Below are 21,821 nucleotides of genomic sequence, written 5' to 3'. Positions count from 1 at the left end.
TGGCGGGGGCTCTGCCCCCGTCGTGACCAGAGACGCGACTGCGGTGGGATAATAAATCAGACTAAGATCAGGTCACTTCATAGGGCAGAGTGCCGCGAATATGGGTGTCGATGCTCAGACGACGTTCCAGCGGCGGAACCGAACGCTGGTGACATGTTTGCCGCTCGCAGATGCGGCAGGAGATACCGATGGGCTCGTAGGCGCTGGCATTGTTGATGTCGAGGTTGTCGGCATAAACAAGCGCCGGGGCATGACGGACCTCGCATCCCAGCGCTATGGCGTACCGTCTGACGGGCGCACCGAATGAGCCCCCCGATTTTGAGACATCCCGCGCCAGCGAGATATAGCGAACGCCATCTGGTGTTTCCGCCAGCTGCCGCAAGAAATGCCCGGGCGTTTCAAAGGCCCGGTGCACGTTCCAAAGCGGGCAAGCCCCACCAAAGCGCGCAAATTGCAGGCGTGTGGCTGAGTGCCGCTTGGTGATCGTCCCCGCCTGATCAACCCGAACGAAGAAGAACGGGATGCCCTTGGCGCCGGGACGCTGTAGTGTCGACAGCCGATGTGCAACCTGCTCGACCGACGCCCCGAACCGGTTGCTGAGCAGCTCCAGATCGTGACGCTCTTCCTGAGCGGCGGTCAAAAACGCGGTATAAGGCATCAGAGAGGCACCAGCGAAATAGTTGGCAAGACCGATCTTGGCAATGGCGCGGGCTTCGTCGCTTTGGAATTTGGCGAAATCCAGGGTCGCCTCCAGCAACTGGTCCTGACTGATCAGCGCGACCTGCAACAGAAGCTGGAACACCTGCGTCTGCGGCGCTGCACGGGAGGACAGGCGCAAAATTTTGCTGTCGACATCATAAGCGCGCAAAGGGCCCATATCTGAAAAAACCACCTGAATTCCGCGCTCTGAAAGGCTACTCAGGGCGGCTTGCCGGATACCACCAGGCCCGTCGGCGCGGTTGGCAAACAGTTCTGCGGCCCTGTCCACGGCGTCGATGTAGTTGTCGCAATAGTGGAAGAAATCGCGCACTTCTTCCCACGGGCTGGCCTGAATACGCGCATCTTCACGCCCCAAAGCCTCGTCCAGCGAGGCTAGTCGTTCATGCGTCTGCCGGTAGGTTTTGTGCAATTCGATAAACGCGCGCGCCAGGGCGGGGGCGTTGGATGCCGTCAGGCGCAGATCGGCCAGAGGGGGCTGTATGTCGGCAAAAACAGGATCGGCCAGCGCCTCGCGCATGTCTGAAACAAGACGTTCGCTGTCACCTGTGCTGAGTTCGGTAACATCCATTCCGAACTCCTGCGCCAGAGCCAGCACAACCGTAGTCGAGATCGGCCGGTTGTTGTTTTCCATCTGATTCAGATAGGGCAATGAAACGCCCAGTTTGGCGGCAAATTCACGCTGCGTCAGGGTCAGGCGCGTTCGCATTTCGCGCAGTTTCGCGCCGGCATAGAGCTTTTGGGTGGCCATTGGGTGCCTTTGCAAGTTTTCCAATCTCCGAGGTTAACTTTGCAAAGTCATTGGGGCAAGCGATTACAGCCCCAATTGCCGTTCTCTTCGTACGACAGTTGAAATTGCGACGATTGCCAGAACGGCTGTTGCCAGCATCAGCCAAAGCAGCGGCATCGCGCCGGTTTCACGTGTCAGCAGGGCACCTGCCAACGCGCTCAGCCCGGCGCCGCCACCTAACATGATGGCGCCACTCAGGCCCGAGGCGGTTGCAGCCAGTTGAGGGCGCACTGATAGCGCGCCCGAGGTTGCGTTGGGGATGACCATGCCATTGCCGACGCCCACAAATGTCATGAACCCAAAGAAACTGAGTGCGGTTCCACGGTCGGCCAGAAACAGCAATGCCGACACAGCGACGCCAAACGCATTGAGCAGGCTTCCCCATAGCACCATGCGGTTCACACCGAACCGCACTGAAAAACGTCCGCTCATGAAATTACCAACAAAATACCCAACCGCAGGTGCGCCAAAATAAATGCCAACCTGTGCCGCGCTCAACCCGAACAATTCGGTGCCGATGAAAGGTGCGCCGCCGAGATAGGCGAAAAACGAACCCGATGAGAAGGCACAAGCCAGTGAATATCCCCAGAACCGTGGCGAGGTCAGAAGTTCGGGATATTCCTTGAATTGCTGGACAAGCGTTTTACCGCTTTTTGCCGATGTTTCCCCAAAGTCCGAATAGGTCAGTGCCATAGTCAGCAGACCCACGGCAAAGGGCAGCCAGAAATTCGCTTTCCAACCAAAACTCACTTCCAGCAAGCCGCCGATGGCAGGGCCGATCATCGGAACCACGGCCATGCCCATCGTCACATAACCGATCATCGAGGCAGCTTGATCCTGATCGTACATATCCCGCACCGCTGCGCGGCTGAGAACCATACCGACGACCACTACCGCCTGACACATCCTGAACGCCAGAAAAACCGTGGCATTGGGGGCGAAGATGCACCCAAGGGTCGCCATCAGGAACAGGCCAAGGCCCCACAGTAAAACTGGTCTGCGTCCTGCCTGATCCGCAATTGGACCTATGAGAATTTGCAGAATGGCATTGATCAGCAGATAAAGCGCAATCGACAGTTGCATGACCTTGTAATCAGTTTCGAAATACTCGGCCATGTTTGGCAGGCTGGGCAGAAACAGGTTCATGCTCAGGGCGGACAGGCCCGAGAGTAAAACAAGCGTCGCCAATGTGGGTGGTGTGCGGTGGACCGTGTCAGAGCTGAACTGCATGGTTCACATGTATAGCCGTGGATTTTCGGAAAGCCAGCCATTCGCAAAATTGCCTACGAGAATTCGCAGTTTTGCAGTTATCCAAATTACTGTTGCTGAAAGTTTGCAAATTTGCCGAAAATAGCTTTGGATGAGCGGCCCAAACAGGTAGGGTCCCGTCAAATTTATAAGGGGATAGTCGTCATGAAAGACATTCTTTCCGAGTTGGAAGGCCGCCGCGATAACGCGCGTCTGGGCGGTGGGCAGAAACGGATCGATGCCCAGCACGCTCGCGGCAAACTGACCGCGCGTGAACGGATCGAACTGCTGTTGGACGAGGGCAGCTTTGAAGAGTTTGACATGTTTGTCAGCCACCGCTGCACCGATTTCGGGATGGAAAAACAAAAGCCTGCGGGTGACGGTGTTGTCACCGGTTGGGGCACGATCAACGGGCGCATGGTTTATGTGTTCAGCCAGGATTTTACCGTCTTTGGCGGATCGCTGTCGGAAACCCATGCTCAGAAGATCTGCAAGATTATGGACATGGCGGTCCAGAACGGTGCTCCGGTGATCGGAATCAACGATTCGGGCGGCGCGCGCATTCAGGAAGGTGTGGCTTCGCTGGCGGGTTATGCCGAAGTGTTCCAGCGCAATATCATGGCTTCGGGCGTGGTGCCGCAGATCAGCGTAATCATGGGGCCCTGCGCGGGTGGTGCGGTGTACAGCCCGGCGATGACCGACTTTATCTTCATGGTCAAAGACACCTCTTACATGTTCGTGACCGGCCCGGATGTGGTGAAGACCGTAACCAACGAAGTGGTAACTGCCGAGGAACTGGGCGGGGCTTCGACCCATACCAAGAAATCCTCGGTCGCTGATGGCGCGTTCGAAAACGACGTCGAAGCTATGGCCGAGGTGCGGCGCCTGGTGGACTTCCTGCCCCTCAACAACCGCGAAAAGCCGCCCGTGCGCCCGTTCTTTGATGAACCCGGCCGGATCGAGGCTTCGCTGGACACTCTTATCCCAGAGAATCCCAACACCCCCTACGACATGAAGGAACTCATCGCCAAAGTTGCGGATGAAGGCGATTTCTATGAAATTCAGGAAGATTTTGCCAAGAATATCATTACCGGGTTCATCCGGCTGGAAGGTCAGACCGTAGGCGTCGTCGCAAACCAGCCGATGGTGCTGGCCGGGTGTCTGGATATCGACTCCTCGCGCAAGGCTGCGCGCTTTGTACGCTTCTGTGACTGCTTCGAAATCCCGATCCTGACACTGGTCGATGTTCCTGGCTTCCTGCCGGGAACAAGCCAGGAATATGGCGGCGTCATCAAACATGGAGCCAAGTTGCTGTTTGCCTATGGCGAGGCAACTGTGCCGAAGGTGACAGTGATTACCCGAAAGGCTTATGGCGGTGCTTACGACGTTATGGCCTCCAAGCATTTGCGCGGTGATTTCAACTATGCCTGGCCCACCGCCGAAATTGCGGTCATGGGGGCAAAAGGGGCGACCGAGATTATTCACCGCGCCGATCTGGGGGATGCGGACAAGATCGCATCTCACACCAAGGATTACGAAGACCGATTTGCAAATCCCTTCGTGGCAGCCGAGCGCGGCTTCATCGATGAGGTGATCATGCCGCATTCGACCCGCCGTCGTGTATCCCGGGCATTTGCCAGCTTGCGCGGCAAACAGCTGAAGAACCCTTGGAAAAAGCACGACAATATCCCGCTGTGATCCTTCTGGGGGCGGGGTGGCCCGCCCCGCTCAATCTTAGACTGCCACAGCGGCTCTGAGGCTAAAACGCCCTCAAATTGAGGCGGAATTGACAAAAACCGGCAAATAGTTGAATGATCCGACCCGTCAGACATAGAACCGCGCAGACCAATCGTACTGCGCGCGCGACCCCGGAAGGAGGAGCTCGCCGCTGGTGGGTCCGGGGTCGCGCCATTTGTCTGGTTGCTCTCGCCTTCAGCCATCCTGCTTTTGCAGACTCCGATACTTTGCTGCCGGTTCCGTCGGGCCAGCCAGTGCAACTGAGCGATGTCCTGCTGGACAACAATCCCGGCGAGCTTTGGCTGCGCTTTCGCTTTATCGCGCCCAGAATAGGCGCGTCAGTGGGACGGATCGGATATGATGTGGCGTCGAAGGATATGGAGCACCTGTGCCAGATTCTGGCCGTTCCATATGTCGCGCAGCATGAATTGCATCCGGCGCGGGTCGTGATCTCTTTGTCCGATCGCCCGGTAGAGTTTGGTGATGCCGCCCCTGATGCGACCCAGTTTTTTGAGGCCTACCGGCTGGAGCAGTCCCAGTGTATCTGGGAGGGGCTTTGACCATGACCGCAGGAATCCATGAGTACAAAGCGTCTCAGACCAACTGTGCGGCTTTGGAGGTGCGCATCATGACCCCATCCCTTTTCGGGCTCGAATTGCTTTTGTCTGCAAGTATGACACAAGAGGGCCTTTCATGCTGAAGCATCGTGGTTTCCCCGGTCGCCTTTCAGGCACTGACTTTCAGTTCACCATTCGTCGCGCCAACCCAAAGGGCGCTACACCGTTAACGCGGCGCGAGCGGTTTCGGGACCGTAAACCTGCGGACAGGCGCGCTGATAGTGCGTTCATGGAAGCCCTTTGGGCCCATTTCGGCGACCAGCCGTTCGAACGGGGCAATCTGGATGCTGGGCGTTTGAGCTGGCTGTTCGGGCGCGAAGTCATCCCGGCAGAAGACCCCTTTGATCCGGCCAGTTATGATGCCTTGCTCGTTATCGACGTAAACGCTGCGCGCGCATCCTTCCCGGACATCATCGACGGGATGGACTGATTGTGACATTCGCTGCCGCACATAATCCGATCACTGCCAGTTTCGGGAAAATCCTGCCCGAAACCGGGCAGGATTTATGTGTGGTCTCAGAAGTTCAACTGGGCTGCAAGCTGAACGCGGCTGCCGTCAAAGGTTCTGCCGGTGGGCGCGTCATTCCGCTCGCCATAGATGTATTCGGCGCTGAGCGTCAGACTGTCCGTCGCCTTGTAGAACGCGTTGACATGGATCGTTTCCAGCTCGGTGAAGGACAGCGTCCCGGTCGAGGTTGGCAGATCATAGTCTTCACGACCGTAAGCAATACCGACATTCCACTTTGCGCCGAGGTCCTGCCTGAATTCCACGGTGTAGCCATCCACATCGTTGGCCTGCCCACCGACAATGGCATCGCCGAGACCGATCAGGTACGGGCCAAGTGCCTCACCTGTGACGTAGTTGACCTGAAACAACCCGCCTTGCCAGGGGCGGATGCCGCCCGAAAGCGTAAAGCCGGTTTGATCCACTTCGACATTGCCGGAATTGGCTTTACCGTACAAAACGGCACCACGGGCAATGTACGTACCGTCGTTATATTCCGCCGAGGCCGTCAGGACGGGATCATCGGAATTCGACCCGCTGACGTTCTCTTCGATCGAGACCGCAAACTGTGCATTGCTGCCAAGCTGTCCGGTGTATCTCAGCTGTGGGACACGAGCGAATGCGATACCCACCGGGCCGTTGAATTCGACAGTGGTCGGGTAGGTGTCCAATGGTTGGAAGTTGGTCCAGTACTGACCAATCAGGAACTGATCGCCGATGGTGATGTTGGCATGGCGAATGCGCAATTCAGCCGTGCCGCCGGAACCGAACAGGTCAAGCTCAAGCTGTCCGCCAATGTCACCGATCCCGCTTGGGGTGGTGGTACGCAGTCCGATCCGCGATTGGCGAACGGTTGCCCCGAAGGTGCCGTCGGTTGCGGCAGAGGGTTCGCCGATAACATTCACGAACGCCGTATCCCCCTGATCGTAGTCGAAGTCATAGAAGAAATCGGCCTTCACGTATCCGTAAACGTCCAGAACGGTGTTGCCGATGCGGAAATCTCCGTTGGCGGGGCCGCTTTTGTCGGCTTCCAGCGCCTCGACCCGGGCGCGCAAAGCGTCGAGTTCGGCCTGGGTCTGGGCGTCCTGGGCGACAGCAAACGTGCCGGTCACACTGAGCGCAGAGGCAGCGAGCAGGAGTGCCTTTTTTCTAGTCATAGTCATGTGGGTGTTCCTTTGAGTGCGAGTGTGCCCAGGGACCGTTTCACGCAGCAGAAATCTTTGGAAATCACGAGAAAGAGAATAGAACTATCTGATTTCTCAAGAAAATGTGCCTTTTTCGACTTCTTGAATCACAGCGTCTTGAACCTGTCATCTAACGCTCTGCTGCGCCGTAATTCCTCCGCCGGTGGAGTGGCGGCGATTCGTGATGCTGCAACCGCAGAAAGCATCGGCAGCGGCCCGTTTTGTAACGAAACTGTGACGGTGAACGGGGCTTTCGCGCTGGTAATTCACTTGAATGCTGTCGGCACGAAGTTGCGCGCCCTTTTGCGGCTTGGGCAGAAACCAGCCGAGTTGTCCCTAGGAAACAATACTGTGATTGCCCAACGGATTGTGCCGTGCAAACTGAATAGGCCGTGCGGCTCTACTTTGCCTGCGCCGCACATGCACCTACTATTCCGTACCCCTTCCTTGCGCGGGCAGGCTTGTGTTCCCCACATAGACCTGTCCGCGTTTTTCTTTTTGGCTCCCATGGCCAAAGAGAAGCGAAAACCTGCACAAAACCTGCCTGCAACTGCATTGATATTGAATAACAGGCCCCATTTCGCGCATCTGATCCCAAACGAACCAAGAAACCTAAAAGGGCAGACACAATGCGATTCTCGAAACTCATCCTTGTTGCGGCGACCTGTGCGGGTCTGGCCGCGTGCGGTGACACCACGGGCGAACAGGCACTCCTCGGCGGTGGTGCAGGGGCTGTGGGGGCCGCGGTCCTCAATGCCGACCCGCTGTTTGGCGCGGCCGTCGGTGCAGCGGGCAACGTGCTGTACTGCAAGACGCAGAACAACTGTAACTAACGCATATCATTCGGGGCGCCTGGCGCCTCAGCCATCATTGCGCATCACGCCGTCGTGGGGATCGTACCCTGCGGCGGCGTTTTGCGTTTCCGGAACACCAAGCCAAAGGACGTTTCATGTTCAATAAGATCCTGATCGCCAACCGGGGCGAGATCGCCTGCCGGGTCATCAAGACCGCCCGCAAGATGGGTATCGGCACCGTTGCCATTTATTCGGACGCGGACAAGAACGCGCTGCATGTGTCGATGGCCGACGAAGCCGTGCATATCGGTCCGCCCCCGGCGAACCAGTCCTACATTGTGATCGACAAGGTCATGGATGCCATCCGTCAAAGCGGCGCGCAGGCGGTTCATCCCGGCTATGGCTTCCTGTCGGAAAATTCGAAGTTCGCCGAAGCGCTTGAGGCCGAAGGTGTCGCTTTTGTTGGCCCCCCTGTCGGTGCAATCGAAAGCATGGGCGACAAGATTACTTCGAAGAAGATCGCACAGGAGGCCGGAGTTTCGACGGTTCCGGGTTACATGGGGCTGATCGAGGACGCCGACGAGGCGGTCAGGATCTCGAACGACATCGGTTATCCGGTCATGATCAAAGCCAGCGCCGGTGGCGGTGGCAAGGGCATGCGCATCGCGTGGAGCGATGAAGAGGCGCGCGAAGGCTTTCAGTCGTCCAAGAACGAAGCCGCAAACTCGTTCGGAGATGACCGGATCTTCATCGAAAAATTCGTAACTCAGCCGCGCCATATCGAAATTCAGGTTCTGTGCGACAGTCACGGAAATGGCATCTACCTGGGCGAGCGTGAATGCTCGATCCAGCGCCGGAACCAGAAAGTGGTGGAAGAGGCGCCGTCACCCTTCCTTGATCCCGAAACCCGCAAGGCGATGGGTGAACAGGCTGTCGCTCTGGCCAAGGCCGTGAACTACGCGAGTGCTGGTACGGTCGAGTTCATTGTGGACGGAGACAAGAACTTCTACTTCCTCGAAATGAACACGCGCCTGCAGGTGGAACACCCTGTCACGGAACTGATCACCGGCGTCGATCTGGTCGAGCAGATGATCCGTGTCGCAGCGGGTGAAAAGCTATCGATAACACAGGATGACGTGACCCTGACCGGCTGGGCGATTGAAAACCGTCTGTATGCGGAAGACCCGTATCGCAACTTCCTGCCGTCGATCGGTCGTCTGACCCGGTATCGCCCGCCGCAGGAAACCGCGGCCGGTCCGTTGCTGGTCAACGGTAAATGGCAGGGTGAAGCACCCGAAGGCGAAACCGCCGTACGTAACGATACCGGCGTCTACGAGGGCGGCGAGATCAGTATGTATTACGACCCGATGATCGCCAAGCTCTGCACTTGGGCCCCGACCCGCGAAAAAGCAATCGAAGCGATGCGCGTGGCGTTGGACAGTTTCGAAGTGGAAGGCATCGGTCACAACCTGCCGTTCCTGTCGGCAGTGATGGATCACCCGAAGTTTGTCAGCGGTGACATGACAACGGCCTTTATCGCTGAAGAATATCCAGACGGGTTCGAGGGCGTAACGTTGCCCGAAGTGGATCTGCGCCGGATTGCTGCATCCTGCGCCGCGATGCACCGCGTCGCCGAAATCCGGCGCACCCGCGTGTCGGGCCGGATGGACAATCACGAACGCAAAGTAGGCAAGCGCTGGGTTGTGACATTGCAGGGGCAGGATTTCGCCGTGCAGGTCAATGCCGACAAAGAAGGGTCAACGGTCAAGTTTGACGACGGATCGTCCCTGCGTGTCGCGTCGGACTGGACACCGGGCGATCAACTTGCGGTTCTGGACGTGGATGGCAGCCCGCTGGTTCTGAAAATCGGCAAGATCTCGGGCGGTTTCCGCGTTCGCAATCGCGGCGCGGACTTGAAAGTGCATGTACGCCGTCCGCGTCAGGCGGAACTGGCCAAGCTGATGCCGGAAAAACTGCCACCAGATACCTCGAAAATGCTGCTCTGTCCGATGCCCGGCCTTGTCGTGAAGATTGACGTCGAAGTGGGGCAGGAAGTGCAGGAAGGTCAGGCGCTATGCACAATTGAGGCGATGAAGATGGAAAACATCCTGCGCGCTGAAAAGAGGGGCGTGGTCGCCAAGGTCAATGCAGGTCCCGGTGACAGCCTTGCTGTGGACGACGTGATCATCGAGTTCGAGTGACCATGTTGGCGCTTTCGACATACAACCCAAAGTTCCCGGCGCATCGCACCGGGGCCTTAGGGCATGGCGAAAGCGTTCAGCCCCCTTCGCGCCGTTCGCGAATCTCGCGTTCGCGCAGGGGGGTCTTGTCAATAGACCTTCCAATCTCACGCACGCTCCACGGGCTGGGTTTGCGCAATTTGACCACGCCGTCCTTGTCGACGAACACCATCTGGAATCCACGCGGCCGCAGCTTGGTCCGGATCGGAGACCGGGCAGACGGGTCCGTGTCTGTCAGCACGATGACATCACGGTCGCGCATGGCTGCTTCTTCTGCGACAAGCATATCGACCTGCTGCTGGAACCGCGGATCGGCGGGTGTGTCAGCGAAAACCACGATGGGGCGTTTTACCCACAAAAACTCGCTGAGTTCACTTTCACCCACCGGGCGGACAAAACTGTCATCAGACGTCGCGGTTCCGTCTGCCGCCAGAGCAGCCAGAGGGATTAGTGCCGAGAAAACAAAGGCAAGCGTGCGTATCATGTGGCCTCCTGTTCTATCGAATATAGCCCCTGTGCCCGCGATTGCGACCGGCGATTTGCGCCGGGTGACCACATTTTCGCGCTTGCGCCTGGATGATCAGGCCAAGTGCAGGACCTTGGCGCGGACGCTTTCAGCGGCCGCCATCCGTATTGACGAGAGGAAATCGAAATGACCGACACAAAGGACTGGACAGCGCTTGCCGAGAAAGAGCTGCGCGGACGTCCGTTGGACGACCTGACCAAGGAAACGCTGGAAGGCATCGCGGTCAAACCGCTTTACACCCAGGAAGACACCGCCGATCTGCCGCATATGGGGTCGTTGCCGGGCTTTGGCCCGTTTACTCGCGGTGTTAAGGCCACGATGTATGCCGGGCGTCCATGGACGATCCGCCAATATGCGGGTTTCTCAACCGCCGAGGAGTCGAACGCGTTCTACCGGCGCAATCTGGCGGCGGGCCAGCAGGGCGTTTCGGTTGCCTTCGATCTGGCGACACATCGCGGCTATGACAGTGATCACCCACGCGTTGTTGGCGATGTCGGTAAGGCAGGCGTTGCCATCGACAGTGTCGAGGATATGAAGATCCTGTTCGACGGCATTCCGTTGGACAAGGTCTCGGTCTCGATGACCATGAACGGTGCGGTTGTTCCGATTCTGGCCAGTTTCATTGTTGCGGGTGAAGAACAGGGTCACGACAAATCTGTCCTGTCCGGCACCATTCAGAACGACATTCTGAAAGAATTCATGGTGCGCAACACCTATATCTACCCGCCCGAACCGTCGATGAAGATCATCTCGGACATCATCGAATACACGTCGAACGAGATGCCCAAGTTCAACTCGATCTCGATCTCGGGCTATCACATGCAAGAGGCCGGGGCGAACCTTGTACAGGAACTGGCCTATACGCTGGCTGATGGGCGTGAATACGTCCGTGCAGCGACTGAGGCCGGGATGGACGTGGACAAGTTCGCTGGTCGTTTGTCTTTCTTCTTTGCCATCGGCATGAATTTCTTCATGGAGATCGCCAAATTGCGCGCCGCGCGCACGCTGTGGCACCGGGTCATGACCGAGTTCGGCGCGAAATCCGAACGGTCAAAAATGCTGCGCACCCATTGCCAGACTTCCGGTGTATCGCTTCAGGAACAAGACCCTTACAACAATGTCATCCGCACCGCCTATGAAGCGATGAGTGCAGTTCTTGGGGGCACCCAGTCCCTGCATACCAATGCTCTGGACGAGGCAATTGCGCTGCCCACCGATTTCTCGGCCCGCATCGCGCGGAACACGCAGCTCGTGCTTCAGGAAGAAACCGGTGTAACTGATGTGGTCGATCCGCTGGCCGGTTCCTACTATGTCGAAAGCCTGACCAATGAACTGGTCGAAAAAGCCTGGGCCCTGATGGAAGAGGTCGAGGAGATGGGTGGCATGACCAAGGCGGTTGCCTCGGGCATGCCCAAGCTGCGGATCGAGGAAAGCGCGGCCCGTCGTCAGGCCATGATTGACCGGGGCGACGAAGTGATTGTTGGCGTCAACAAGTACCGCAAGGAACAGGAAGACCCGATCGACATTCTGGATGTCGACAACGTCGCCGTACGCGAGGCGCAGGTGGCGCGGCTGGAACGCATTCGCGCAACCCGTGATGAAGCCGCGTGCCAAGCCGCGCTGGACGCCCTGACCAAGACCGCCCAGGAGGGCGGAAACCTGCTGGCCGCTGCGGTCGAAGCCGCCCGCGCCCGTGCATCCGTAGGAGAGATCAGCATGGCAATGGAGAAAGAATTCGGTCGCCACCGCGCCGAGGTGAAAACCCTGGCCGGTGTCTATGGTGCTGCTTATGAGGGCGACGAAGGCTTTGCCGCGATCCAGAAATCCATCGAGGACTTTGCCGAGGCCGAAGGCCGCCGCCCCCGTCTGCTGGTGGTCAAGATGGGGCAGGACGGGCATGATCGCGGTGCCAAGGTTATCGCCACAGCCTTTGCCGATATCGGTTTTGATGTTGACGTTGGCCCGCTGTTCCAGACACCTGCTGAGGCCGCGCAGGACGCGGTGGACAATGACGTTCACGTGGTCGGCATTTCCTCGCAGGCGGCGGGGCATAAAACGCTGGCACCGCAGCTGGTGGAAGAGCTGAAGAAAGCAGGGGCCGACGATATCATTGTGATCTGTGGCGGGGTGATCCCGCAGCAGGATTACCAGTTCCTGTATGACCACGGGGTTAAGGCCATCTTTGGTCCGGGCACCAACATTCCCGAGGCCGCTCAGGACATTCTGCGCCTGATCCGCGAAGCGCGGCCCTGACATAAGGCAAGACTTTCAACGAAAGCTCTTGTGATCCTGCGCCAATGGCGAAAACATGCGACCGGATCCCTTTGGGTCCGGTCGTTTTCGCAGGAGGGTGCACATGTTACTCGATCATCTGGCCGTCGCGGGCGAAACGCTTGAAGAAGCGTCTGCGCATATCGAACAGGCGCTTGGTGTTGCACTGCAACCCGGTGGGAAACACGAAAAATTCGGGACACATAACAGACTGCTGGGGCTCAGGGATGGGCTCTATCTGGAAGCGATTGCCATCGATCCGCAGGCGCACCCTCCGGGCAGGCCGCGATGGTTCGATCTGGACAATTTTCAGGGCGGACCGCGTTTGACGAACTGGATATGCCGGGTCGAGGATATCGTGGCCACACTGTCGATCTTCCCCGATGGCACCGGAGAGCCCATCGATCTGACCCGCGGCGCGTTGCAATGGCGCATGGCGGTTCCGCCAACGGGGCGTTTGCCGTTCGACAATCTGTTTCCCGCCCTTATCGAATGGCAGGGCGACCTGCACCCGGCAAACATATTGCAGGACAGCGCGTGCCGGTTGCGGCGTCTGGTTGTCTACCACCCCGACGCCCTGACACTGGCACGTCAACTGGGGGAGCTGGATCATGTGGTATTCGATTCCGGCCCCGCCGCCTTGCAGGCAGAGATCGAGACACCGCATGGGCTTCGGGTGCTGGAATGAACATACGCCCGGCCACAGTGTCAGATGCACCAGCCATTGCCCGGATCACCAATGCGATAATCCGGGACACTTTGGTCACTTTCACGACGGACGAACGCAGCGCCGCCCAGATTGCCGAAGATATCAAGGCACGCGTGCCTGGTTATCTGGTTGCCGAGCACGACAGCCACGTTATCGGCTTTGCCACATATGGCCCTTTCCGAACCGGGCCCGGTTATGCGCAAACATGCGAACATACGATCCAGCTGTTACCGGACGCGCGCGGCAGAGGGGTGGGGCGTGCGTTGATGTCCGCGCTTCAGGATATTGCGCAAGCCCAAGGCGTTCATGTTCTGGTCGCGGGCATATCCTCGGCCAATCCGGGGGCCGAGGCGTTTCATGCCGCACTTGGCTATTCGAAAGTCGGGCTGATGCCCGAAGTCGGCTTCAAATTCGGTCAGCGGCTGGACCTTGTGCTGATGCAGAAAATTCTTGGTGCTGAATGACCTGTTGGACCTGACAGTCCTGAATTGTGACGCTAGGGTGCGGTCATGTCGATCTGGACCCGCATATCCGATGCGCTGAGCGCGCTTGCCCAAGGCGAAAGCCTGACCGCAGTTTTTGAAAAACTACGCTCGCCACCGGAACGGTCCGTGGCCTTTACGATTGCGGTCATCGCACTGGGTGCCAAAATGGCCAAGGCAGACGGTCAGGTGACCCGTGATGAGGTCACCGCTTTTCGCGACGTGTTTCAGATCGCACGCGAAGATGAGGAAGGTGCAGCCCGCGTCTTCAACATGGCCCGTACGGACGTGGCGGGATATCAGGACTACGCCCGCAAAATCGCACGCATGTTCTCGGAAGACAGCACAACCCTGTGTGACCTGATGGAAGGGCTTTTTCACATTGCGATGGCGGACGGTTTCTATCATCCGAACGAAAACGCATTTCTCGAAGATGTCAGCCAAATCTTCGGACAAACCGACGCGCAGTTCAAAGCACTGCGGGCGCGCTTTGTCCCGGATGCGCCAAACGATCCATACACGGTACTGGGCGTTCCACATGACATGCCGCTGACCGATATTCGCAAGGTCTGGCGGCAACTGGTTAGGGAAACGCACCCCGACGCCATGATGGCACGGGGTGTCCCCGAAGAGGCGATCCGCCTGGCCGAGAAAAAGATGATCGATATCAATCGCGCCTGGGATGAAATCAACGGCGCGCGGGCCTGATCAGATGCGGCTGGCGACCTATAATATCGAATGGTTCGCCAATCTGTTCGACCAGAAAGACAGGCTGATCGTCGATGACAGCTGGTCCGGCAGGCACAACGTCACCAAAGCGCAGCAGGTCGAAGCGATTGCCAAGGTTCTGACCGCAATTGACGCTGATGCGATTCTGATTGTCGAGGCGCCCAACACCGGCAGACACCAGAACACGGTTCGGGCCCTGCAAGCCTTTTCCGAAGCGTTCGACTTGCGCACGTCTGATGCGGTGATGGGCTATGCAAACGACACACATCAGGAACTGGCATTGCTCTATGACAGAACGGTGCTGAGTGTTCGCCATGACCCCAAGGGAGATATCGCAGATACGGTAGCCCCCCGGTTCGATGGCGTATTTAAAATCGACCTCGACATTGATGCGACCGAGGACGTCGTGCGGTTCTCCAAACCGCCGATGGAACTGGCGGTGACGACGCAAGCGGGGCACAAAATTCGCCTGATCGGGGCACATCTGAAATCCAAGGCGCCGCACGGTGCCGAATCGCGGGACGAGGCGATCCGGATCTCGATTGCCAATCGCCGCAAGCAGTTGGCGCAAGCGATATGGCTTGCACGGCGGGTCGAATGGCATGTTGCGCAAAAACAGCCCGTCATTTTGCTGGGTGATCTGAATGATGGCCCCGGGCTGGATGAGTTTGAACACCTCTTTGGCCGCTCGTCGGTCGAGGTGTTGCTGCAAGCCGGATTGTTCGATCCGAACGCCGTCACAGCCTACAGGTTTCGGCCCGGGCCGGTGCCTGCCACTGCGCGCTTTGCCCGTCCGGAGGAAGGCAAATTTCTGGACGCTTTGCTGGATTACATAATGATTACCACGGACCTGCAAGCAAATCGCCCGTCCTGGCGTATCTGGCACCCGTTTCAGGATGCCGCCTGTTGGGCTGAACCGGAATTGCGACAGGCGCTTTTGACAGCCTCCGATCATTTTCCAGTCACGCTGGATATTGAACTGTGACCTTTCCAGCCTGCCACACGGGCCTTATATGTCAGGTATGAAACGGATATTGCTGATCAGCACGATCTACATGTTCCTTGCTGCGCCCTCCATGGCACAGGAAGACAGCGAAAAATCCCTGATGGAACAGGGGGCCGAACTGTTTTTCGAAGGTCTGCGCAAGGAAATGGAACCGGCATTGGAAAACTTGCTGGGTCTTGCGGAAGAGCTTGGCCCGGCGATGCAGTCCTTCTTGCAGCAGATGGGCCCGGCGCTTGCTGAACTGGCGGCCGAGGTCAAGGACTGGAGCGTTTATGAACCGCCCGAGATCCTGCCCAATGGCGATATCATTATCCGCAGAAAACCGACCCAAGAGCCATCTGAGCCTGAAAAGCGGGATATCGAGGTGCCCGAAGGGCCTACAGATATCTGACCCGCTCAAATGTCAGCCTTTGACAATCACGCGAGTCTGAGATTTCAGCGCTGCTGCCAAGGCGCTTAACCGGGCTTCTGCCACTTCGCTGAACAGGGGGGCTGCTGCTTCGGGCAGGTACAGCTCCAACTGTCGCTTTTTGGGATAGAATTTCAGGCGCCCCATATTGGCATCGTTGTGCATCCACAGCATCGCGCCAAAGCGCATGGCCTTGCCCAGAATCTCGGCCTGTTTCTGGCTTTTTTCATCCAGCAATTCGTAAAGCCGAGAGAACCGGTTGCCTTCCCGTTTGTTGCGATAGCGGTGTTGCAGTGCCAATCCAATGAAGACACGCTCGGAATGCTTCAGGCCACCCAGATTGGCGCGCGTGACGTTGTCGAAACACACCTCGGCCCGATAGTCGGGATGCGCGCGCCAGCTTACATCGTGCAGCAGGCAGGCCGCCTTGATCAGGCGCACTCTGCTGGGCGGTGCCGATCTGAACAGCGGGATGACAAAATCATAGAGATTGCTGCCAAATCCGGGCAGGCGCGCGTCCTTTGCTTCCGAGAACCGGCTGGCTTCGATCAGCGGGTCGCGATCGCGCACTTCCTGCGGCATCTGCTCATACAACAAGCCCTCGCGGATGCCATAGCTTGAGATGGCGATATCTTTGGGTTTGAACGTGCGGATCAGTCGCGCCAGAACATCCATCGCATATGGGATAAGCGCCATGCGCGAACTGGACACGCCCGCCTGAGCACGCAGCTTTTCGCTATCGTGTTTTTCGATGTATTTGATCGTCTCGCGCACCTGTTTGGTGGTCATGCGGTATTCATGCAGAACGTTCAGCGGATAGCCCCGCCGCAGCATGTCCAGCCGCGCAAAGGCGCGCCAGCTGCCGCCGACCAGAAACAAACGATCCCGCTGCTGGCCCATCTGATTGCGCAGATCCTCCATCGTTTCCTTGATATGCGCTTTTCGCGCACGTCGCCCGCCTTTGATGTCACGCAGTTTCAGCGGCCCCAGCGGCGAGGTCACGCGGCGGCCGACCTGACCACCGCCGATTTCGGCCAATTCCATCGACGACCCGCCGATATCGCAGATCAATCCATAGGCTCCGGGCCACCCCAGCAGGACACCTTGCGCCGACAGGCGGGCTTCTTCGTCACCGTCAATGATAGACACCTGCAAACCGGTTTCAGCCTTCACCTGATCGCAAAACTCGGGCCCATCCGAGGCTTCGCGCACAGCAGCGGTGGCGACAACATGCAAACCGGGCAAATCCAGATCCATTGCCAGGTGCTGGAACCGTCGTAGTGCCGACAAGGCGCGTTCGCGGCCACGCGGGTTCAGTCGCCCGGTTTCGGACAGGCCCGCCCCCAGTTCGCACATGACCTTTTCATTGTAGAAATAGGCCGGTGATCGGGCCGCCCCGTCGAAAATGACCATCCGGACCGAGTTCGACCCGACATCGACAACCCCGACGCGCGACAGCGCCCGTGCGTCCGGTTTGTCAAACAGGGGCTTTCCGAACGTTCCCCAGTCCGGGATATCGGTTTTGACGGTCTGATCCATGTGTGTTCCAGATAGTTCTGCCTGAGGATGCGAAATTGACGTCAGCGGGTCAATCATTGGTCTCGACCTCATCCGGGGCCGTGTTCAGTACGCGAATGGCAAGCGCGCGTGTAATGTCGCGTTTTTCCGCCAGGGCCAGTTGGTCCAGTTGGGATACAACGTCGGCTGCGCTTTCAAACCGCCGGTCCATATGCTTGACAAGATAGGCGATGACATCGGGGCCGGGGTTGAGCTGCCTGTCGACAAACAGCTTGGCAAGAACCGCGCCCAGCAATGCGTCGTCGGGCGGATCCAGTGCGACGTGATGGGCACCTTCGACCCGGCTTTGCAGGTCGGCCAGCGGCAACTCCCAGAATTTCGGTGCAAGACGGCCGGTCATCAGCAAGGGGTGCCCCTCGGCCAGAACAAGGTTATGCAGGTGGAACAGCGTTTTTTGCTGCTCGAGATCACCGGCTATCAAAGGCACGTCTTCGACCGCGATCGGCATACGCGCCAGGTCTGGCACATCGTCATATCTCAGGTCTCTGGCCTGAAGGATTCGACCGCCGGTTTCAGCGGCCCAGACATGGGCCAGATGGGTTTTGCCCGCGCCAGCAGGCCCACTCAGCACCAGTTTGTTGCCGGGCCAGGACGTGGCCGAGATCATTGCCACCGCCAGCGCATTGGCCGGTGACACAAAGAAGTCCTCTCGCCCGAGCGCAGTTTTGGCGGGCAGATCAAAGCTGAGTTGTCGGGCCATTTATTCGGTTTCCTGATCCAGACCTTCAAGACCAGTGTACAATCTGCTGTCGAGGTATAGCGATGTGGCAAAGCGGGCCAGAACGCCCAATGCTGCGGCGACCGGGACTGCCACCAACATGCCCACAAAGCCAAACAGCGCGCCAAAGACCGACAGGGCCAGCAGCAACCAGACCGGATGCAGCCCGACAGAGCTGCCGACCAGCTTGGGTGTCAGGAAATTGCCTTCAGTGACCTGCCCAATGGCAAAGATACCCGCGATAAGCCCGATATGAGCCCAGTCACCCCAGAACTGAAACAGCGCAAGCCCGATGGCCAGCGAGCCTCCGATAAGGGCGCCCAGATAGGGAATGAATGTGACCAGACCCGCGATAAAGCCCACAATCAGACCAAATTGCAGGCCAGCAAGCATCAGTGCGACTGCGTAATAGGTGCCAAGGATCAAGCAGACCGTTCCCATGCCGCGCACGAACGAGGCCAGAACCGCGTCGATCTCACCCGCCAGCCGCCTGATGATGGGGGCGTGGTCACGTGGCAGCAGCTCTCCGATGCGGGCGGTCATGCGGTCCCAGTCCAACAGCAAGTAGACGGCCACAACCGGCACAATGACCAACAGAACAACGATGTTGATCGCGGAACCCAGCGAGGTCAGCACCGTCTGCATAACGTCCCCGGTCTTGGATTTCAGCGTTTCGCCAAAGGACACCAGCATCGCGTGCGTGCTCGATTCCCGGTCAAGCAAGGACGGGAACTGTTTTTCTATGAAACTGCGCAACTGTTTGAACAGATCAGGCAGTACATCGACAAGATCCAACAACTGGGTGATCAGCGCAGGGACCACCATCAGAATTGCCAGTACAAATCCCAGAACACCGACGACCGTGATGAGCGCCGTGGCGGCCATACGCGACAAGCCCAGCCGCTCCAGCCGGTCAGCGACCGGATCCAGGAAATAGGCAATGGCCCCGCCGATGACAAAAGGCAACAAGACATCGCCAAGGGCCCACAGGATCAACGCGAAAACCGCAGCGGCGATGCTCCAGTATCTCAGCTGATCCTTAACCGGCAAAGCCATGGCGATCCCCTTGTTCAGGCCCTTGCAGGTGTTCTTGGCGCATCAAAGCCCATGATGCAAGCGGTTCATGGCGCTTGCGTTTGCAGGGGTCAGCCGCGCAACGTTCCCAATTCCGGGGTGTCTTTGGTGGCGGTTTCGTCGGGCCAGTTGGTGCGCCAAATCTCGGCCGACCAGTGACCGCAATGAACCGCCGGACGGTCAAAGCCGGGCAGGGGCGGCAGCAAAGGTGCGACGACGACGTCGTGACGGGGCACCGCGAAATAGGGAAAAGAATACCGTTCCCGCCCCGATCGGTTCACAACCCGATGCGGCGTGGATTTCAACCGCCCGCCCGACCACAGCTCCAGCATGTCACCGATATTCACCACGAAACCACCGGGCGGGCAATCGGGCGTGATCCAGCCGCCGCTGCGGGTCTGCACCTCAAGCCCGCCCACCGGATCGGGGGCAATGATGGTCAAGGCGTCGGTATCCTTGTGCGGATGGATGCCATAGCCCGCCTCATCCTCGGCCTGAGGCGGGTAATGCAGCAGGGTCATGTTGGTCATCGGGGCCCGGAATGCACTGCGCAGCGCGTCGGATTTCAGATCCAGCCCTGCCTCTAACGCGCCCAGCAACAGATCGGTGACGCGATCCAGTTGCCGCCAGTAACCCAGAATGACCTCTTTCGCACCGGGTACGTCGCCAGGCCAGATGTTTGGCCCGTATAACGCGCAATCCTCACGCACCGGATCGTCAGCCGCGACCTCGTGATGCAGTTTGTAGCCTTCGTATTTGTCGGCCTTGCCCGATCCATCATTGGGTGTGAAAAACCCCATGGGAATATAGCCGCGATAGTTGGCGCGGGTGATGGCCTGATCCCATTTTCGTGCGTCATCGACGGCAAAGATCTGTCGGGTGATCTGACGCACCTGATCCACGGTTTGCTGGGATATGCCAGTCCCGGTGATCGACAAAAAGCCGATCCCCTGACAGGCCGCAAGGATGTGCCGGACCGTTGTGTCATAGGCTGCGGTTCCTGGTGCAGTCAAAGGCGCGATATCAATCGTTGGGATACTGTCCATCAATGAATCCTCACCCCCTGGCGTTGCAGTTCAGCGCGAACCGGTGCCAGATTCAGCTGGTCCAGCTCCTGATTGCTTTTCAGTGAGACCGCAGCGGCAATGCCCGCGCCCTGACCCATGACGGCGCAGCAGGCCATATTTCGCGTTGCGGCATGCGCCACCCGGTCCGCGCCATGTGAGCGTCCTGCAACCAGCAGACCTTTGATGCCCTTGGGCAGCATCGACCGATAGGGGATTTGCATATACCGCCCCGTAGTTGGCAGGATCAGAATGCCATAGCCGTCGATGAACTCGGGATAGATACCTATCGTATCCTCGAACCGGCCCTGATGGCGGGCATCGTTTTCGGTCATGTTGTAAACGGCATCGATCTTGCGGGTGTCGCGGATGCCGATGGTCATCCCGAAATTCCGCAAACGCGCGTTTTCGCAACCGGGCATGAACCGGCGCAGCGCCTCGATGGCCAGCATGGTCTGGCGGCGACCTTCAATCTCGCCGCGCGTCAGGCTGTCCGGGTCGGTGCCATCGATCTCGGCCAGATGGATGAGGTTCATGTAGGTCAGCTCGCCCGTGTCATGCATCGCGCCCCAGGTTCCTGCGATGGTGTTCAGATGCGGTGGGATCAGCCCCTGATCGATCGCTTGTTGGAATGGTTTGTGCACGAAGGGTGAGAACATGTCGTCCTCTTTACCGCTGGTCTCAATGTTCCACTCGCCCCCGCCGCCCCAGTCCTTGTAGGTCTGCGGGTCAGCTTTCACACCTTCCATAAAGGCCCGCTTGTCGACGCCCGCCAGATGGAACATGACCGAGGCCGCCATCATGTCCTCGCGCGGAGTTTTGTGGGTCGGCGCGCCCGAACGATGGGCTACATCCGCGTCGCCGGTGGCATCAATGACGACCTTGGCCAAAATCGCTTCGCGCCCGGCCTTGGATTCTGTGATGACGCCGGTGATCCGGTCTCCATCCAGGATCGGCGCGACGAATTGTCGGTGCAGCATCGGGTGCACACCCGCCTCTTCGACCAGCTTGTCGGCGACCAGTTTGAAGCCTTCGCTGTCCAACTCATAACTTAGCGACTGGCTTTCGGGAACGGCGGCCCCCATCTCCTTGGCGCGGGTTTCGAACTCCATCCCGATGCCGCCTGCCTCGACGGTTTGCTCGTGCCGGTACCAGGCAAATCCTTCGACGCCGACCGCCGTGATGTTGCCACCCATGCAGCCGAACCGATCAATCAAAGATACCTCGGCCCCCGCACGTGCCGCTGCAAGCGCTGCGGCCAACCCGGCGGGGCCGGAACCAACGACCAGAACATCGGTTTGATGAATGACGGGGATTTGGCGTGCGGGTTCCTGAATGGTCTGCATTGGCGCCTCATGGAATTTGCGTTTCCGCTACCATTGGGATTCCCGATTGGCGGGTCAATCAAAAAACCGACTGCCGC

At 58.5% G+C, this 21,821-nt stretch carries 20 protein-coding genes; 11 read left to right on the top strand and 9 right to left on the bottom strand.

Annotated elements, in window-relative coordinates; translation table 11 throughout:
- Window positions 1-67: 67 nt before the first annotated feature.
- Window positions 68-1,468 (bottom strand): helix-turn-helix transcriptional regulator, encoded by a 1,401-nt coding sequence (locus I9188_RS06520; protein ID WP_209504590.1) that lies wholly within the window; start codon window positions 1,466-1,468, stop codon window positions 68-70.
- Window positions 1,469-1,531: 63 nt separating this feature from the next.
- Window positions 1,532-2,737, bottom strand: a complete 1,206-nt coding sequence (locus tag I9188_RS06515; RefSeq protein ID WP_209504589.1) for a multidrug effflux MFS transporter — start codon at window positions 2,735-2,737, stop codon at window positions 1,532-1,534.
- Window positions 2,738-2,920: 183 nt separating this feature from the next.
- Between I9188_RS06515 and I9188_RS06510 the strand changes: the two genes are divergently transcribed.
- The 3 genes from I9188_RS06510 (at window position 2,921) to I9188_RS06500 (ending at window position 5,539) form a co-directional block, all read left to right on the top strand.
- Entirely contained in the window at window positions 2,921-4,453 is a 1,533-nt protein-coding gene (locus I9188_RS06510) for an acyl-CoA carboxylase subunit beta (protein ID WP_209504588.1), read from the top strand.
- Between the two features lie 113 nt (window positions 4,454-4,566).
- The gene (locus I9188_RS06505; RefSeq protein WP_209504587.1) at window positions 4,567-5,052 is read left to right on the top strand and encodes a DUF6497 family protein; all 486 of its coding nucleotides are present in this window, start codon (window positions 4,567-4,569) and stop codon (window positions 5,050-5,052) included.
- A 133-nt stretch (window positions 5,053-5,185) separates the two neighbouring features.
- Window positions 5,186-5,539 (top strand): hypothetical protein, encoded by a 354-nt coding sequence (locus tag I9188_RS06500; RefSeq protein ID WP_209504586.1) that lies wholly within the window; start codon window positions 5,186-5,188, stop codon window positions 5,537-5,539.
- Window positions 5,540-5,625: 86 nt separating this feature from the next.
- Here the strand turns inward: I9188_RS06500 and I9188_RS06495 are convergent, their stop codons facing one another.
- On the bottom strand, window positions 5,626-6,777 hold the full coding sequence (locus tag I9188_RS06495) for a DcaP family trimeric outer membrane transporter (protein ID WP_209504585.1): 1,152 nt from the start codon (window positions 6,775-6,777) through the stop codon (window positions 5,626-5,628).
- A 650-nt stretch (window positions 6,778-7,427) separates the two neighbouring features.
- Here I9188_RS06495 and I9188_RS06490 point away from each other — a divergent pair.
- Entirely contained in the window at window positions 7,428-7,631 is a 204-nt protein-coding gene (locus I9188_RS06490; RefSeq protein WP_209504584.1) for a hypothetical protein, read from the top strand.
- Between the two features lie 116 nt (window positions 7,632-7,747).
- Window positions 7,748-9,793: an acetyl/propionyl/methylcrotonyl-CoA carboxylase subunit alpha gene (locus tag I9188_RS06485; RefSeq protein ID WP_209504583.1), complete on the top strand. Its 2,046-nt coding sequence runs from the start codon at window positions 7,748-7,750 to the stop codon at window positions 9,791-9,793.
- A gap of 76 nt (window positions 9,794-9,869) precedes the next feature.
- Here I9188_RS06485 and I9188_RS06480 read toward each other — a convergent pair whose 3' ends face one another.
- Complete coding sequence (locus tag I9188_RS06480; protein WP_209504582.1) at window positions 9,870-10,316, bottom strand: DUF4174 domain-containing protein; 447 nt, start codon at window positions 10,314-10,316, stop codon at window positions 9,870-9,872.
- Window positions 10,317-10,484: 168 nt separating this feature from the next.
- On the opposite strand from I9188_RS06480, the gene scpA reads away from it, so the two are divergent.
- The 6 genes from scpA to I9188_RS06450 all read left to right on the top strand — a co-directional run bounded on the left by scpA (window position 10,485) and on the right by I9188_RS06450 (window position 15,946).
- On the top strand, window positions 10,485-12,611 hold the full coding sequence (gene scpA / locus I9188_RS06475; RefSeq protein ID WP_209504581.1) for a methylmalonyl-CoA mutase: 2,127 nt from the start codon (window positions 10,485-10,487) through the stop codon (window positions 12,609-12,611).
- 103 nt (window positions 12,612-12,714) lie between these two features.
- Window positions 12,715-13,317, top strand: a complete 603-nt coding sequence (locus I9188_RS06470) for a VOC family protein (protein ID WP_209504580.1) — start codon at window positions 12,715-12,717, stop codon at window positions 13,315-13,317.
- Window positions 13,314-13,802, top strand: coding sequence for a GNAT family N-acetyltransferase (locus I9188_RS06465; RefSeq protein ID WP_209504579.1), 489 nt, complete (start codon window positions 13,314-13,316; stop codon window positions 13,800-13,802). The genes I9188_RS06470 and I9188_RS06465 overlap by 4 nt, the downstream gene beginning before the upstream one ends.
- A 45-nt stretch (window positions 13,803-13,847) precedes the next feature.
- Window positions 13,848-14,528: a molecular chaperone DjiA gene (locus tag I9188_RS06460; protein ID WP_209504578.1), complete on the top strand. Its 681-nt coding sequence runs from the start codon at window positions 13,848-13,850 to the stop codon at window positions 14,526-14,528.
- Window positions 14,529-14,532: 4 nt separating this feature from the next.
- Window positions 14,533-15,534 (top strand): endonuclease/exonuclease/phosphatase family protein, encoded by a 1,002-nt coding sequence (locus I9188_RS06455; RefSeq protein WP_209504926.1) that lies wholly within the window; start codon window positions 14,533-14,535, stop codon window positions 15,532-15,534.
- A 37-nt stretch (window positions 15,535-15,571) separates the two neighbouring features.
- Complete coding sequence (locus I9188_RS06450) at window positions 15,572-15,946, top strand: hypothetical protein (protein WP_209504577.1); 375 nt, start codon at window positions 15,572-15,574, stop codon at window positions 15,944-15,946.
- A gap of 12 nt (window positions 15,947-15,958) precedes the next feature.
- On the opposite strand, the gene I9188_RS06445 is transcribed toward I9188_RS06450, so the two are convergent.
- From I9188_RS06445 to I9188_RS06425, 5 genes are all read right to left on the bottom strand, one after another.
- Entirely contained in the window at window positions 15,959-17,503 is a 1,545-nt protein-coding gene (locus I9188_RS06445; protein WP_209504576.1) for a Ppx/GppA family phosphatase, read from the bottom strand.
- A 49-nt stretch (window positions 17,504-17,552) separates the two neighbouring features.
- Complete coding sequence (locus I9188_RS06440) at window positions 17,553-18,242, bottom strand: DnaA/Hda family protein (RefSeq protein WP_209504575.1); 690 nt, start codon at window positions 18,240-18,242, stop codon at window positions 17,553-17,555.
- Window positions 18,243-19,316: an AI-2E family transporter gene (locus I9188_RS06435; RefSeq protein ID WP_209504574.1), complete on the bottom strand. Its 1,074-nt coding sequence runs from the start codon at window positions 19,314-19,316 to the stop codon at window positions 18,243-18,245.
- Window positions 19,317-19,405: 89 nt separating this feature from the next.
- Entirely contained in the window at window positions 19,406-20,380 is a 975-nt protein-coding gene (locus I9188_RS06430; RefSeq protein ID WP_209504573.1) for a 2OG-Fe(II) oxygenase family protein, read from the bottom strand.
- The gene (locus I9188_RS06425; protein ID WP_209504572.1) at window positions 20,380-21,744 is read right to left on the bottom strand and encodes an FAD-dependent oxidoreductase; all 1,365 of its coding nucleotides are present in this window, start codon (window positions 21,742-21,744) and stop codon (window positions 20,380-20,382) included. Before I9188_RS06425 ends, I9188_RS06430 begins: the two co-directional genes overlap by 1 nt.
- Window positions 21,745-21,821: the final 77 nt, after the last annotated feature.

The sequence above is a fragment of the Ruegeria sp. HKCCSA071 genome, from assembly GCF_017872555.1.
Classification (GTDB): Bacteria; Pseudomonadota; Alphaproteobacteria; order Rhodobacterales; family Rhodobacteraceae; genus Ruegeria.
This window is presented reverse-complemented; position numbering and strand designations above follow the sequence as displayed.